This is a genomic window from Flavobacterium sp. N3904 (genome assembly GCF_025947305.1).
Lineage (GTDB): Bacteria > Bacteroidota > Bacteroidia > Flavobacteriales > Flavobacteriaceae > Flavobacterium.
Map to the genome: position 1 here is coordinate 3,077,235 of NZ_CP110009.1, position 15,148 is coordinate 3,092,382.

11 protein-coding genes are annotated in these 15,148 nt (G+C 35.0%); 6 read left to right on the top strand and 5 right to left on the bottom strand.

What is annotated here, in order from left to right:
• Window positions 1-122: 122 nt before the first annotated feature.
• The 3 genes from OLM57_RS12985 to recG all read right to left on the bottom strand — a co-directional run bounded on the left by OLM57_RS12985 (window position 123) and on the right by recG (window position 6,732).
• Window positions 123-3,221 (bottom strand): efflux RND transporter permease subunit, encoded by a 3,099-nt coding sequence (locus tag OLM57_RS12985; RefSeq protein WP_264564119.1) that lies wholly within the window; start codon window positions 3,219-3,221, stop codon window positions 123-125.
• A 66-nt stretch (window positions 3,222-3,287) separates the two neighbouring features.
• Window positions 3,288-4,346, bottom strand: coding sequence for an efflux RND transporter periplasmic adaptor subunit (locus tag OLM57_RS12990; RefSeq protein WP_264564120.1), 1,059 nt, complete (start codon window positions 4,344-4,346; stop codon window positions 3,288-3,290).
• 277 nt (window positions 4,347-4,623) lie between these two features.
• Window positions 4,624-6,732 carry an ATP-dependent DNA helicase RecG gene (recG, locus tag OLM57_RS12995; protein ID WP_264564121.1) on the bottom strand — a complete coding sequence of 703 codons (2,109 nt, stop codon included), beginning with the start codon at window positions 6,730-6,732 and terminating at the stop codon, window positions 4,624-4,626.
• A gap of 191 nt (window positions 6,733-6,923) precedes the next feature.
• Here recG and OLM57_RS13000 point away from each other — a divergent pair, with 191 nt between their 5' ends.
• The 4 genes from OLM57_RS13000 to OLM57_RS13015 all read left to right on the top strand — a co-directional run bounded on the left by OLM57_RS13000 (window position 6,924) and on the right by OLM57_RS13015 (window position 10,460).
• Complete coding sequence (locus OLM57_RS13000) at window positions 6,924-7,565, top strand: hypothetical protein (RefSeq protein ID WP_264564122.1); 642 nt, start codon at window positions 6,924-6,926, stop codon at window positions 7,563-7,565.
• Between the two features lie 17 nt (window positions 7,566-7,582).
• The gene (locus OLM57_RS13005) at window positions 7,583-8,029 is read left to right on the top strand and encodes a YhcH/YjgK/YiaL family protein (protein WP_264564123.1); all 447 of its coding nucleotides are present in this window, start codon (window positions 7,583-7,585) and stop codon (window positions 8,027-8,029) included.
• Between the two features lie 59 nt (window positions 8,030-8,088).
• Complete coding sequence (locus OLM57_RS13010; RefSeq protein WP_264564124.1) at window positions 8,089-8,634, top strand: DUF1697 domain-containing protein; 546 nt, start codon at window positions 8,089-8,091, stop codon at window positions 8,632-8,634.
• Between the two features lie 341 nt (window positions 8,635-8,975).
• On the top strand, window positions 8,976-10,460 hold the full coding sequence (locus OLM57_RS13015; RefSeq protein ID WP_264564125.1) for an aminopeptidase P N-terminal domain-containing protein: 1,485 nt from the start codon (window positions 8,976-8,978) through the stop codon (window positions 10,458-10,460).
• A gap of 221 nt (window positions 10,461-10,681) precedes the next feature.
• Here OLM57_RS13015 and OLM57_RS13020 read toward each other — a convergent pair whose 3' ends face one another.
• On the bottom strand, window positions 10,682-11,419 hold the full coding sequence (locus OLM57_RS13020; protein ID WP_264564126.1) for a diphthine--ammonia ligase: 738 nt from the start codon (window positions 11,417-11,419) through the stop codon (window positions 10,682-10,684).
• Between the two features lie 102 nt (window positions 11,420-11,521).
• On the opposite strand from OLM57_RS13020, the gene OLM57_RS13025 reads away from it, so the two are divergent.
• Window positions 11,522-13,585: a M1 family metallopeptidase gene (locus OLM57_RS13025; protein ID WP_264564127.1), complete on the top strand. Its 2,064-nt coding sequence runs from the start codon at window positions 11,522-11,524 to the stop codon at window positions 13,583-13,585.
• A gap of 83 nt (window positions 13,586-13,668) precedes the next feature.
• Here the strand turns inward: OLM57_RS13025 and OLM57_RS13030 are convergent, their stop codons facing one another.
• Window positions 13,669-14,190 carry a hypothetical protein gene (locus tag OLM57_RS13030; RefSeq protein WP_264564128.1) on the bottom strand — a complete coding sequence of 174 codons (522 nt, stop codon included), beginning with the start codon at window positions 14,188-14,190 and terminating at the stop codon, window positions 13,669-13,671.
• Between the two features lie 154 nt (window positions 14,191-14,344).
• Here OLM57_RS13030 and OLM57_RS13035 point away from each other — a divergent pair, with 154 nt between their 5' ends.
• Complete coding sequence (locus tag OLM57_RS13035) at window positions 14,345-15,112, top strand: sulfite exporter TauE/SafE family protein (RefSeq protein WP_264564129.1); 768 nt, start codon at window positions 14,345-14,347, stop codon at window positions 15,110-15,112.
• Window positions 15,113-15,148 lie beyond the last annotated feature (36 nt).

Below are 15,148 nucleotides of genomic sequence, written 5' to 3' on the forward strand. Positions count from 1 at the left end.
TAAGCGGCTAAGATTCTAAGTTAAGTTTTTATTTTTCTTCTAAACACCCGTTTGTTTATATTTCCTTTTACGGATATATACTTAAAAAGCTTTCCAAAAACTTAGTAAATTGGAGTCTTAAATTATTTTTTTACTTCGTTTTCATATTCATCAATATGATCAAATTCTGGATAATGTTTTCTGGCTTTAGACCACATTAAATATAAAGCCGGAATTACAAATAAAGTAAGGACCAAAGAGAAAATTGTTCCTCCCACGATAACAACCCCCATTCCAATTCTACTTGTGGCAGCCGCACCTAGTGACAAAGCAATTGGCAATGCTCCCAATGAAATAGCCAAACTCGTCATCAAAATAGGGCGTAACCTTGACTCTGAAGCTTCCAAAATGGCTTCCAGTTTTGGTTTTCCCTGTTCCCGCAATTGATTGGCAAATTCAACAATTAAAATTCCGTTTTTGGTAACCAATCCAATAAGCATAATGGTTCCAATTTGGCTAAAAATATTCCACGTTTGGTTGAATAACCAAAGTGAAAATAATGCCCCGGCAACTGCCATTGGTACTGTTAAAATAATAATGAAAGGATCGACAAAACTTTCAAATTGAGCCGCTAATATTAGAAAAATTAATAATAAAGCCAATCCAAATGCGAAAGAAGTATTCGAACTACTTTCGACAAAATCTCTCGATTCTCCACCTAAATCAGTGGTAAATGAATCATCCAGCACTTTGGCTTTGATTTCATTCATCGCATCAATTCCATCGCTTAAACTTTTTCCTGGAGCGAGGCCTGCAGAAACTGTGGCCGACATATATCTGTTATTATGGTACAATTGAGGCGGATTACTTTGTTCTTCAATTTTAACCACATTGTCCATTTGAATCAATTCTCCTTTGTTGTTTTTGACATACATCGATGTCAAATCCAACGGTTTGGAACGATCTTGTCTTTCAAACTGACCAATTACTTGATATTGTTTTCCGTTTCTGATAAAATAGCCAAAACGCTGCCCGCTTAAGGAAAGTTGTAAGGTTTGGGCAACATCTTTCACCGATATTCCTAAACTTTCGGCTTTGGCTCTATCAATCGAAACATTGATTTCTGGTTTATTGAATTTTAAATTCACATCCGTAACAGAAAAGACATCACTTTTTGCAGCCTCATCCATAAACAAAGGAATTTTTTCTCTTAGCTTTTCAAAATTGGGCGCTTGAATAATATACTGAACCGGTAAACCACCACGTCTGTTTACGGCGATAGTAGGCTGTTCAATTACTGATGTTTTGGCCTCCGAATACTGACTGGTCAATTTGGTTAATTTATCGGCAATTTCCTTTTGTGACATTTTTCTTTGATCCGGTTCCACCAATGAAACCCGAATAAAACCACTGTTTACAGAAGATGAGTTAAAACCTGGGGAGGTAATCACCAAACTCACTTTCTTTTCTGGAATAGAATCATCTACCAATTTGGAAACTTCCTGCATAAAACGATCCGTATAATCGTAGGAGGATCCTTCAGGAGTAGTCATACGCATCACGAAGCCACTTCGGTCATCATAAGGAGCCGTCTCTTTTTTTAGAATATTAAAAAATAAATATATCAATCCAAAACATACGATAAGAATTGGAAAACTTAACCATTTTCTCTTCATAAAACGTTCCAATGCATTGGCATAAGTGCTATTCAACTTTTGAAAATAAGGTTCAGTACGAATATAGAACTTTGATTTTTTTTGTTCACCACCTTTCATCAAGTAGGCGTTTAGCATCGGGGTCAATGTCAAAGACACAAAAGCTGAAATCAATACGGCAGCTCCAATGACCACCCCAAACTCTCGAAACAATCTTCCGACAAAACCTTCGAGGAAAATAACCGGTAAAAATACAGCCGCCAAAGTAATGGATATCGAAATTACCGCAAAGAAAATCTCATTAGAGCCTTTTATTGCTGCTTCAATTGGAGACATTCCTTCTTCTACTTTTTTGAAAATATTCTCTGTAACCACAATACCGTCATCTACAACTAGTCCGGTAGCAAGAACAATGGCTAGCAGTGTAAGCACATTTATTGAAAACCCAAAAAGCCACATAATAAAGAATGTTGCAATCAAGGAAACCGGAATATCGATTAAAGGTCTGAACGCAATTGCCCAATCCCTAAAAAACAAGAAAATAATTAAAATTACCAATACAATTGATATTCCTAGCGTTTCGGCTACTTCAATCACCGATTTTTTTACAAAAACGGTATTGTCAATGGCTATATTTAATTTAATATCACTTGGTAAATCCTTTTTCAAACGTTCAAACTCTTTGTAAAATGCGCTTGCGATATCCAAATAATTGGCTCCAGGTAGCGGTACAATTGCCACACCAACTAGGGGAGTGCCCGACTGCGTCATTTTAGTCTCTACGTTTTCAGGGCCTAATTCGGCAGTTCCTATATCGCTAAAACGAACTATTTTTTCACCAACAGATCGAATGATAATATTGTTAAACTGTTCAGGTTTTGAAAGATTTCCTACTGTTTTTACAGTCAGTTCTGTATTATCACCTGTAATTTTTCCGGAAGGTAATTCTACATTTTGGCTATTCAAAGCATCACGCACTTCTGCAACGGTACAACCGTAAGAAGCTAACTTTTCTGGATTAATCCACAATCGCATCGCGTATCTTTTTTGTCCCCAAATTTGAACTCCACTAACGCCTGGAATGGTTTCGAGTCTTTGCCCGATTACATTTTCGGCATAATCACTCAGTTCCAGTGCACTTCGAGTATCGCTTTGTACGGTCATCGAAATAATCGCATCTCCATTGGCGTCAGCCTTAGAAACAACTGGTGGTGCATCGATATCTTGGGGTAAATTTCGAATCGCTTGTGAGACTTTGTCACGAACATCATTGGCTGCTTCCTCCAGATTTTTATCCAAATTGAATTCGACGGTAATCGTGCTGCTTCCTTGAGCACTTGAGGAAGTTACATTTCGAATTCCGTCTATGGAATTGATTGCTTTTTCTAGAGGTTCCGTAATTTGAGATTCTATAATATCCGAATTGGCTCCTGTATAATTCGTTCGAATAGAAACTTGCGCAGGATCTATCGACGGGAATTCTCGAACCCCCAGATAAGTATAACCAATAATACCAAATAATATAATCGTTAAGTTCATAACGATGGTCATTACAGGTCTTTTTATGCTTAAAGTGGATAAACTCATTTAAGTAATTTTAGATTTTAAAGTTAGATTTAATAGTGAATACTAAATCTAAATAAACAGTTGTTTTTATTTAATGATTACCTTAACAGGAGTTTCATCTTTTAATGACATTACACCACTAGTCAACAAAGTATCTCCGGCTTTTAAACCAGAAAGTACCAAGATAGAAGCATCGGTTCTAGTGGCAGTTTCTACCATAACTTCTTTGGCAAAACCGTTTTTGGATATATAGACTTTCTTACCGTTTTGAACTGGAATAATCGCTTCTGTAGGTACAACAATTGCATCTTTTATAATACTCAAAGGCAATGCAACATTTGCAAAAGTACCCGGCAATAGTTTTCCCTGACTATTTTCTGTAATTGCCCTTACTTGAAGCGTTCTGGTAGCTACGGCTACTTCTGGTTCAATAGCATAAACTTTAGCCGTAAATTTTTCGTCAGAACCTTCAACGGTAAAACTCAAAGGGGTATTTGTTTTTACCTGAGAAGCATATTTTTCAGGTATAGAAAAAGTAATTTTCAATTTACTGCTGTTTACCAATTTGGCAACCAAAATAGTAGGAGTGATGTAAGTTCCGGGCGAAATAGTGCGAAGTCCAATTTTTCCTGAAAAAGGAGCGCGTACCGATGTTTTTGCAATTTGGGCTTTAATTAACTGACTTTGCGCTTGAGCTGATTTGTAATCTGCCCTTGCAATGTCATATTCTTCTTGGCTAATGGCTTCTTTTTGCAACAACAGTTTGGCCCTTCTTTCATTTTCGGAAGCCAAACCTTCTTTTGTATTTGCCTGAGCCAATTGTGCCCTTAATTCGATATCATTAACTTTGAACAAAAGTTGTCCTTTTGAAACATTACTTCCTTCTTGAAAATAAATCCCTTCAACAATCCCTGATACTTCCGAGTGAATTTCAATTTGTTCATTGGCCTCAATAGAACCCGAAAGGGATAAGTTATTATCAAAAGTCTTAGGATTGACTATTATGCCTGTTACGGTCATTGGTTTGTCTTTATTCTCTTTGTCTTTTGAACCATTATTTTTGGCATTATTCGAAGTAATTCTATAGGCGATAAATCCACCAAACCCTATTATCAATAAGGCATAAACAAGATTTTTTATTTTCATTGGTTTAATATAAAAGAAGTTTAACATATCCTTCGATAAGGAATCTACAAATTTAGGTTTTAGAATTGTGAAAAGTGGAATTGTTAATTTTTATTTAACGTTTGTACATACAAATATTAAAATTTAGCCAAAAACTCTTTTTCTAGTTAAAAGATAAGACGGTAAAAAAATGGAAAGGTTTAATGGTTTAGAAAAGATTCTAAGGTTCTAAGTAACTAAGACTGTGAGTCTTTTTTTTAAACAACCTAGAATCTCAGAAACTTAGCAACCTCAAAAACTAACTTATATAATTCCAAATATTTTTCTTTTTGGTCAATTCTATAAAAACGGCTTTAAGGATAGCGTTTTCTGGTTTTTGCAAAGGGGCATCTTCCTTTAGAATTTTTATCGCATAATTTCGTGCCAAAAGTAAAATATCCCGATCCCGAACAATGTCGGCAATCTGAAGGTTGAGTACGCCACTTTGTTGTGTTCCCATTAAATCTCCTGGACCGCGAAGTTTCAAATCGACTTCGGCAATTTCGAAACCGTCATTGGTACTCACCATTGTTTCCATTCGGGTTTTACTGTCACTTGATAATTTGAAAGAAGTCATCAAAATACAATAACTTTGATCGGCACCGCGACCCACACGCCCTCGCAATTGATGGAGTTGTGACAGTCCAAAACGCTCGGCACTTTCAATAATCATTACGCTCGCATTGGGAACATTGACACCGACTTCTATGACCGTTGTTGCTACCATAATATTGGTTTTCCCTTCGGAGAAACGTTTCATTTCGGCATCTTTATCGGCAGGTTTCATTTTTCCGTGAAGGATTGAAATAGAGTATTGAGGCAATGGAAAATCTCTGGAAATACTCTCGTAACCGTCCATTAAATCCTTGAAATCCATTTTTTCCGATTCCTGAATTAACGGATAAACAATATAAATTTGGCGCCCCAATGCAATTTCATCCCGAATGAATTTCCACACTTTCAATCGATTCGAATCAAAACGATGTACGGTTTGAATAGGTTTTCTCCCCGGAGGCAATTCATCTATCACCGAAATATCCAAATCTCCGTATAAACTCATCGCCAAAGTTCTAGGAATAGGAGTGGCGGTCATCACCAAAATATGAGGTGGAATTGCATTTTTCTTCCATAATTTGGATCGTTGTTCTACTCCAAAGCGGTGTTGCTCGTCGATAACAGCCAATCCTAAATTTTGAAATTTCACTTTATCTTCCAATAGAGCGTGTGTGCCGATAAGGATTTGCAAAGTACCGTTTTCCAATTCTTCGTGTATAATTCTACGAGCCGCAATTTTGGTTGATCCCGTCAGTATTTTGATGTTTATATTTAAAGATGTAGCCAATTCTGATAATCCTATAAAATGCTGATTGGCCAAAATCTCTGTTGGCGCCATCAAACAAGCTTGAAAACCATTATCAAGAGCCAAAAGCATACTCATAAAAGCAACAATAGTTTTCCCGGAACCTACATCACCTTGTAGCAATCGGTTCATTTGGGCATTGCTCCCCATATCGGTTCGAATTTCCTTGATTACCCTTTTTTGTGCGTTTGTCAATTCAAAAGGCAAGTGATTTTGATAAAAATCATTGAAAAATTGGCCTACTGTTGTGAAAGGATGTCCTTTTATTTTATGCTTCCGAATCAAATTTTTCGTTATCAATTGCAACTGAATATAGAACAGTTCCTCAAATTTGAGCCGGAATTGAGCTTTCGCCAAAATTTCGGCACTTTTGGGAAAATGTATGTTGAATAAAGCTGCATTCTTTGGAATCAATTTGAGTTCGTTTATCAAATATGAAGGCAAAGTTTCACTGAATAATGCCTGTGTTTCGAGAAACAATTGATGCATCATTTTGTTCACGACTCGATTCGATATACCGCGATTTGCCAATGTTTCGGTTGAAGGATACACAGGTTGCATTGCAGAACGTAAGCTTTTTTCGTGTTCGCTCAACAACTCAATTTCGGGATGTGCCATACTGTATTGGTTTCCGTATTGAGCACATTTTCCAAAAATAACAATGACTTCATTGAGCTTCAAGCTTTCTTTAATCCATTTGTGACCTTGAAACCAGTTGAGATCCATTTGCCCCGTATCATCTACAAATGTGGCGACCAATCTTTTTTGGTTGCGACCAAATTCGACTGTTTTTATATTAATTATTTTACCTATAATCTGGATTTCGGCAACATTATTTTGCAACTCATTTATCTTATAATAGCGAGTGCGATCGATATAGCGGTTTGGAAAAAAATTGACTAAATCTCCGTATTTAAAAATTCCCAATTCCTTACGCAACAACGCGCCCCGATTGGGACCAACGCCTTTGAGGAATTCTATGGGAGTTTCTAGGAGGTTGTTGGACATTTTTTTGATTGCAGATTTTAGATTGTAGATTTTAGAATATAGAATATAGAATTTCGACTCTACTCTTTTCTCTTTTTTAAGAAAGCGAAGATAGTTTTTTGTTTGGAAATTTGGAAATGGGAATGTTTAGGAAATTGATTTATAAAATTATAGATTTGGAAAATAAATTTTAAATCCTATAACATTAAACAATGAGTGTACAAGAATCTGAATTCTTAATTAGAAGAGGCTTAACAGATAATTATCCAAGGAAATTAAAAATTAGCAAAGAGTTTATACAATTTGAGGATAGTAATTTATATACAATCCCATCTACTCTTTTTAAAAAAGAAGATATAATCGAATACAAATTTGGCATACATTGGATGCAATATAAATTTGTTTTTGGAAGAGAATATTTAATTTTCCTTCGCAATAAAGAAAATAAAATTCTTAAAATAAATTTTAAAACCTATTTTGGAAATAAAAAGAAAGAATATCATATCCAATTTAATGAAATTTTGGATTTGTTGTGGGATTTTCATTTTAAGGATATCACAAATAAGTTCATTGAAAAACATAAAAATGGCCAAGATTTTAGCATCGGAGATGTTGGTTTTACAAAAGATTTTATAACAATCAATGTAAGTAGTGTTTTAAATGAAATTGAGAAATCAATTCCATGGGACAAAGTTAGAACAAGAAATTATCATACTTATTTTGCAATATATTCTGAGGATGATGCAAGAAATATTAATAGAGGTTTTAGTTATTTAAAAGATTGGAATACTAGTGTTTTGTATAGTGTTTTGAGAACTTTATTAAGGGACAAGGGAATTGAGATTTATAATTAAAAACAAAAAAGTACAAAATGGTTATTGACAAAATTGAAAATTACAGGCTATACAGCCAACTTACCAAAAGAATGGCAAAAGGATTTGAATTCATTACAAATACTGATTTAGTTGCTTTAGAACCTGGAAAATATGAAATTGAGAACGATGCTATTTTTGCTATTATTCAGGAATATGACACCAAAGATGAGAAAGATTGTGTTTTAGAAGGGCATCATAAATATATCGATATTCAATATGTTATTCAAGGAGTTGAATTTATGGGATTTGTTCCGCTTACCAATCAAGAGATTGTTGAAGAAAATTTAGAAAAAGATTATACGTTCTATAAAGGCGAAACATCAATGCTTAGGGTAGAAGAAGAAATGTTTACATTGTTTTTTCCCGAGGATCTTCACAGACAAAGTGTAAAAGCAGGTCAAATTTCGAAAGTAAAAAAAGTAGTTGTAAAGGTGAAAATTTAATAAATACTCCTTATAATACCAATAAACACAATACTTTTGCAATTCAAAATAACAATAAAATGACAACTCATCTCGCACTCCTTCGTGGCATCAATGTTTCGGGTCACAATATGATAAAAATGGACGCTTTGAAAGCTACTTTAGAAGCTATTGGTTTCAAAAATGTGCAAACATATATACAATCGGGAAATGTTTTTGTGGATTGCGAGGAGGAAAATGCGGCTTCAGTTGGTTTTAAAATAAAACAGGAAATTTTCAAGGCTTTTGGGCATGAAGTTCCTATCGTTGTCATTGGAAAAACCGATTTAGAAAAAAGTCTCCAAAACAACCCTTTTTTGAAAGAGAAAGAAGCTGATTTAAAAAAATTATATGTCGCTTTTATTTCGACAACGTTGCGAAGCGACAGTATCAACGATTTGAAAATTAGTCAATTCAAACCAGATGAAGCCAGCATTGACGAAAGCAGAATTTTTATAAAGTACGCTGTAGGAGCTGGCAAAACCAGATTTGACCAAAAATATATTGAAAAAAAACTGAATGTAACGGCAACAATTCGCAATTGGAATACCGTGACGCAGCTTTTGAAAATGTATGAGGAAAGATAAATGTATCTTTTTGAAAAAAAAATTCTATCCTCACGCAACCTTTTAGAATAAATGCAATCTATATTAATGATGTTACTGAACATTTTTGAAATTGAATACAAAAAAGTAATCAAATTAAGGATTGTTTAGGGCGTTTTGTTAATAGTTTGATGTTTTGGTTAATTTCAATTTATGACAAAATCTTAAAAGAGAACTCTAAGGCGTACGCTATTATTGTTCTCTTTTTTAATTGGTAACAGTCCTGTGAAGAAAAAAAATACATGCCAACACCAAAAAATATTTATATTTACTTTCGATTTATCAAAAATCTATCGGTATTAAATTCTAAAATTGAAATAAATATGAAATTCAAATTTTCTTTTATTCTCACAGTGGTGTTTGTTTTTGCAGCAATAGCTCAAAATGGAAATCCAACGGATTATTTGTCGGCTGAATTTCACAAGGAGCGAAGAGAGGCTTTACGCCAAAAAATGCCAAAGAATAGTGTGGCAGTATTTTTTGGAAATGCTGTTCGAAACCGAGCCAATGATGTCGATTTTGTATATCATCAGGATCCAAATTTCTATTATTTAACTGGGTATAAAGAGCCCAATTGTGTTTTGGTCATTTTTTCGGAAAATCAAACCAATAAAGAAGGTAAAACATATAATGAACTACTTTACGTTCAGGAAAAAAATCCCAAAGCAGAGCAATGGACAGGCGTTCGTCTTGGAGTTGACGGAGCCAAAAAAAATCTAGGTTTTGATAATGCCCTTAACGGAAAAGAATTTCTGAACTCAGGAATTGACTTTTATAGTTTTAGCAATGTGTTTTTTACAGATTTCAAAGATGATTACCGCGATTCCAAGAAAGAAGAAGCCGATTTATATAAATTAATTGGTTCGTTTAAAAGCCAAATTGGATACAATGTAAAGTCGGACGTAAAAACAGATTCGAATTTGCAAAATGAGATTAGTGCAACCAAAACTATTGCAGCAAAAAAAACAAATATAGATACTAAAGCTATTATCACTTATATGGCAAGTTTACGGGAAGTTAAGTCTAAAGAAGAGATGACATTATTGACCAAAGCTGTTCGTATTTCGGCAATGGGACAGCGCGAAACGATGAAAGCCATGCATCCCGGTATGTCTGAAACCGAAATTCAGGGCATTCATGAATTTGTCTATAAAAAATACGGCAGTGAGTACGAAGGCTATCCTTCGATAGTTGGCGCCGGCAACAACGGTTGTGTTTTACATTATATAGAAAACACCAAAATGAAAGTAGATAATGATTTGGTCTTAATGGATTTAGGAGCCGAATATCACGGTTATACCGCCGATGTGACCCGAACTATTCCTGCCAACGGTAAGTTTTCTCCTGAGCAAAAAATAATTTATGATTTGGTTTACGAAGCCCAAGAAGCAGGAATTGCAACAGTCAAAATTGGAAATAGCTTCACAGCTCCAGATAAAGCAGCCCGTGATATTATTACCAATGGTTTAATGAAATTGGGAATCATCAAAACAGCCGAGGAATCCAGAAAATATTTCCCTCACGGAACTTCTCATCATATCGGGCTGGATGTGCACGATCCCGGTATGTACAACACCTTCGAGAAAGATATGGTGCTTACAGTTGAGCCCGGAATTTATATTCCAAAGGGTAGTGATTGTGACAAAAAATGGTGGGGAATTGCGGTACGAATCGAAGATGACATCTTGGTAACAGATAATGCTCCAGTCAATTTATCTGCCGAAGCTCCAAGAAAATCTAGTGAAATAGAAGCGCTTATGACCGAAAAAAGCGCATTGGATACTTTTAGTTTGCCAAAGCTGGACTAGAACATCATTCTTGTTTTTATTTATTTGGGCGTGACCCTCCGTAAAAACTACGGGTCGGGTCTTTCGTTTCCGCTTTTTTTTATCCCTTAAAAAAACGGGATAAAAAAAGAGCTTCACTACAACCCCTCACGCGAGTAACTGCTAAAAAACAAATTAAGTTATTTCAATTTACAAAAAACAAAAAAGCACTGTAATTACAAGACTACAGTACTTTTTCATTTTTATTTTGCTACCAAATCACAATACCAAAATCCATAATCAAAAGCATCCGGAGCCGAAGTGTCGCAAGCGGTATCTGAAGTATCTTCTTTTTCAGGTTTTTCATATTTACGATAAACCACTTCGCCAATTTCAAATTCAATCGGTTTACTGAAAATTGGTCCATCAAAAGTAAACGTATGAAATTCTCCGTTTTCGCCACAAACATCTACATTTTTGGGTAAATCATTAATAAATTTTTGGTCAATTACCCGACCCACAAAACTTTTGTCCAAAAAACGTTGGTTGACACAAACTACAATCGTTTTGAATCCCAAGGCAATAAATTCCTGAATCAACTCTTGCGTTGGAACTTTCCAAAGCGGAAAAACGCCTTCAAAACCCATTTCAGCTAATTTATCTTCTCTGTATTTTCGTAAATCTTCGAGAAAAATATCGCCAAAAATTGAATGTTTAACTCCTTGTTCCTTTAATTTGGAGAGTGTTGTTTGCATAACCGCTTCGTACACTTCCATAGTTGGCATTTCGGGAATTTGCATAATCTCTAGAGGTAAACCAATACTTTTGGCTTGTTGTTCCAATAATTCGACCCGAACACCATGCATCGAAATACGCTGAAACTGCTGATTTACACTAGTTAGCAAACAGCAAATTTCATATTCTTCTTCTCGTAAGGTTTTGTATAATGCTAAAGCAGAATCTTTTCCGCTGCTCCAATTAAATAAGGCTTTCTTTTTCAATGATACATGTTTATTTTTTCGAAAGTAAACTTACAATTTTAGTTCGATTTGTTGGTTAAACCTTTGTAACTTTGGATAAATTAAGCTTCAAATACAGTTTTAATGAAATATCTTTTTTTGTTTCTATCCACATTTGCATTCGCACAACAATCGAAATTCGTAGATTTTAAATTTGTCAATGGTCAAATTACGATTAACCCTATTGACAAAAGTATCAATGGGGCAGTTACTTATTGCTTTCAAGTACTAAAACCTATTGACACCATTAAAATTGATGCACAAAATATGACTTTTTCAGAAGTGGAACTAAATGAAAAAAAGATTTCGTTTTCCACCAACGGAAAAGAATTGCTTTTGATTTATCCATTCCGCAAAGGAAAAAATTTCATTCAGTTTTTATACGAAGCCAAACCCAAACAAACGATTTATTTTGTAGGTTCGGAGGCGACCAACAATTTACAGATTTGGACACAGGGACAAGGAAAATACACCAGTAATTGGTTTCCGAGTTTTGATGATGTCAATGAGAAAGTGATTTTTAATATGGATATCGTTTTTGATTCTAAATATCAAGCAGTATCAAATGGACTTTTAAAAAATAAAGTCGAAAACAATGGTGTTACCTATTGGAGTTACAAAATGAAAAAACCAATGAGTTCTTATTTGTTGATGCTAGCCATCGGAAATTTTGACAAAAGCACATTGAAAGCCAAATCTGGAATTCCATTAGAAATGTATATTGATCCTAAAGATATTGCCAAACAAGAACCAACGTATCGTTATTCCAAAGAAATGTTTGATTTTTTGGAAAAGGAAATAGGAGTGAAGTATCCTTGGGAAGTCTATCGTCAGGCTCCGGTTTGTGAGTTTTTGTATGCCGGAATGGAAAATACTACCACAACATTATTTTCTACCCGTTATGTTGTAGACACTATTGGTTTTGAGGATCGAAGTTATACGAATGTCAATGCTCATGAATTGGCACATCAATGGTTTGGAGATTTGATTACAGCCCAAAGCGGAAAAGACCATTGGCTGCAGGAAGGATTTGCAACCTATTATGCCTTATTGGCTGAAAGGGCAATTTATGGCGACGATTATTTTTATTCCAAATTATATGAATCGGCTATGCAACTCAAACAAGCCTCCAAAACCGATACGATTCCGGTGCTGAATGCCAAAGCGAGTTCGTTAACTTTTTACCAAAAAGGGGCCTGGGCATTACACGTTTTACGCGAAGGAACTGGAGAGAAAGCGTTCAAAAAAGCAGTAAAAAATTATTTGCAGAAATATGCCTATCAAAACGTAACCACCCAAAATTTCTTTGACGAAATAAAGAAAGTATCGAATTATGATTTGGATAATTTCAGTAAAGTATGGCTGGAAACTTCTGGTTTTAATAGTGAAATTGCTAATGCTTTATTGGCCAAAAATAAAGCGATGCAAGTTCAACTCGAAGTGGGTAAACTCAGAAATAAACCTCTTTCAGAAAAGTATGTTTTTTTCGAAAAAACACTTCAATCGGATGTGTATTTCACTGTGAAAGAAGCTATTGTTGGGCAACTGACAAAAGAAAAATTCGAAGACAAAAAACAGCTGTTACTATTAGCGCTGAAAACCCAAAATGTTCAGGTTCGCCAAGCGGTTGCAAGTACTCTTCAAAAAATCCCCGAAGAATTTAGATCCGATTATGAGACTTTGCTCGATGACAAATCATATCAAACCCAAGAATTTGCATTGTATTATTTGTGGAATAGTTTTGAAAATAAAAGAGTAGAGTATCTTGAAAAATCAAAATATTGGGTAGGATTTAACGATTTTAATCTTAGAATTCTGTGGCTATCATTGGCTATTTCAACACCCGAATATGCAACGAATAAAGAAATATATATTCAGGAATTGATCAATTATTCTTCGCCAAATTATGAAGCCACAACCCGACAAAATGCTTTGGAATATTTGATAAATTTCAACATAATCAACGAGGCGGTTTTTAAGAATCTGGTCAATGCCACCACGCATCACATGTGGCAATTTTCTAAATTTGGAAGAGAAAACATTCGGGTATTATTAAAAAATTCCGAAATTAAAGCTTCTTTCCAAGAAATACTTCCCAGTTTGACCGAAAAAGAACAATTTCAATTGGAACGTTTGTTGAAAGAGTAGATGTTATAATTTAAAAAAAAGCTAAGTTTCTAAGATTTTTGTCTTAGAAACTTAGCCTCTCAGAGTTTTAGAAACTCAAAAAATTACCACATTTGGCTCACTTCTTTTTTGATATATCCCAAAGCCGCATTACTTGGTGTTTGTCTATCCAATAAATCATTTAATAAAGCTTCTCGCAATTGATCGGCATTATTAACTATTGGACTCATCGCCGCTTTTCGAATCATTTGGATTGTAGCATTTTTGGCGGTAGTGATAATTGTCCAACACTCGTCGGTCATGTAGATTTGTTGTGCCAAATTGTGTTCAAATTCTTGATCGATTTGAGCGATAACAAAATTTGCATAATCATTTTTATCGGTAGAAATAGGAGAAATTCGAGTCAGTAAATTCGAAAGACTAATGCGTTCCAAGAACAAAGTCATGCGCTCGTAGGCTTGTAAACGCAAAGGCATAGAGTTTTTTTGTCCGTCTTTCATCAATAAATAGCGGCGTCTTCCTTCCTCGTTTTTGGTATGTAAATTAAAAAAGTAATAGGCAACCATTCCCGTGATAATTGCGGGTAAAGTATAACTCAGTAATTCTAAGATTTTTGAAATGTCCATTTTGTTTTCGTTTTAAAAAAGCAAAAATAATCTTTTTGAAACTAAAACAATAGCTAATTTATCGCAATAATTTAAAGCGGAATAGTATTTTTGCCCATCACAATCTCGACTTCCTTCGACCAGACAAATTATTCCCGAATCGAAATTTAACTATATGGAAACCTACATTATCGTATTACTTTGTTTAGCAGCCTTTTTTGCAGGATTTATAGATGCCATTGTCGGCGGCGGCGGACTGATACAGACGCCTGTAGGACTGATATTATTGCCCAGTCTTCCCGTATCTACAGTAATAGGATCATTGAAAATTCCGGCATTTAGTGGTACTTCATTTGCGGCGTATCAATATATGAAAAAAGTAGATGTCAATTGGAAAATTCTTGGTACTATGATGCTGTTGGCTTGCCCAGCAGCTTTTTTGGGATCGACAGTATTGACTTATGTAAGTAATGATTTTATGAAACCTTTATTACTAGTAGTACTTTCATTATTAGTGATTTATACCTATGCCAAGAAAAATTTTGGACAGCACCAAGCCAGAGATATCTCTGCCAGAACCCAAATCCTGAATGCGGTTGGAATCAGTTTTGTAGTAGGTTTTTACGACGGATTTATTGGTCCTGGCACGGGAAGCTTTCTTGTTGTTGCTTTCATCGCTATAATGGGATTTGACTTCTTGCACGCCTCTGCCAATGCCAAGATGGTCAATCTGGCAACTAATTTTGGTTCTATTTGCTTGTTCATGCTTAAAGGTAAAATCATTTGGGCCATCGCCTTACCTATGGCTGCAAGCAACGCAACAGGAGGATGGATAGGTGCCAAACTCGCCATCAACCGTGGCAATAAGTTTATCCGAATTTTCTTTTTGGTTGTAGTGATTGGTACTTTAATTCGTTTTGCTTATGATGTTTTTTTTAAATAGTAATGATGATGAACAATTAGAATTTAAGTAAACTCA

Excerpts from the sequence above, each read along its gene's own strand:
- recG (WP_264564121.1), bottom strand. The coding sequence starts at position 6,732 with ATGTCCAACAACCTCCTAGAAACTCCCATAGAATTCCTCAAAGGCGTT.
- OLM57_RS12990 (WP_264564120.1), bottom strand. The coding sequence starts at position 4,346 with ATGAAAATAAAAAATCTTGTTTATGCCTTATTGATAATAGGGTTTGGT.
- OLM57_RS13035 (WP_264564129.1), top strand. The coding sequence starts at position 14,345 with ATGGAAACCTACATTATCGTATTACTTTGTTTAGCAGCCTTTTTTGCA.
- OLM57_RS13030 (WP_264564128.1), bottom strand. The coding sequence starts at position 14,190 with ATGGACATTTCAAAAATCTTAGAATTACTGAGTTATACTTTACCCGCA.
- OLM57_RS13010 (WP_264564124.1), top strand. The coding sequence starts at position 8,089 with ATGACAACTCATCTCGCACTCCTTCGTGGCATCAATGTTTCGGGTCAC.
- OLM57_RS13000 (WP_264564122.1), top strand. The coding sequence starts at position 6,924 with ATGAGTGTACAAGAATCTGAATTCTTAATTAGAAGAGGCTTAACAGAT.
- OLM57_RS12985 (WP_264564119.1), bottom strand. The coding sequence starts at position 3,221 with ATGAGTTTATCCACTTTAAGCATAAAAAGACCTGTAATGACCATCGTT.
- OLM57_RS13005 (WP_264564123.1), top strand. The coding sequence starts at position 7,583 with ATGGTTATTGACAAAATTGAAAATTACAGGCTATACAGCCAACTTACC.
- OLM57_RS13025 (WP_264564127.1), top strand. The coding sequence starts at position 11,522 with ATGAAATATCTTTTTTTGTTTCTATCCACATTTGCATTCGCACAACAA.
- OLM57_RS13015 (WP_264564125.1), top strand. The coding sequence starts at position 8,976 with ATGAAATTCAAATTTTCTTTTATTCTCACAGTGGTGTTTGTTTTTGCA.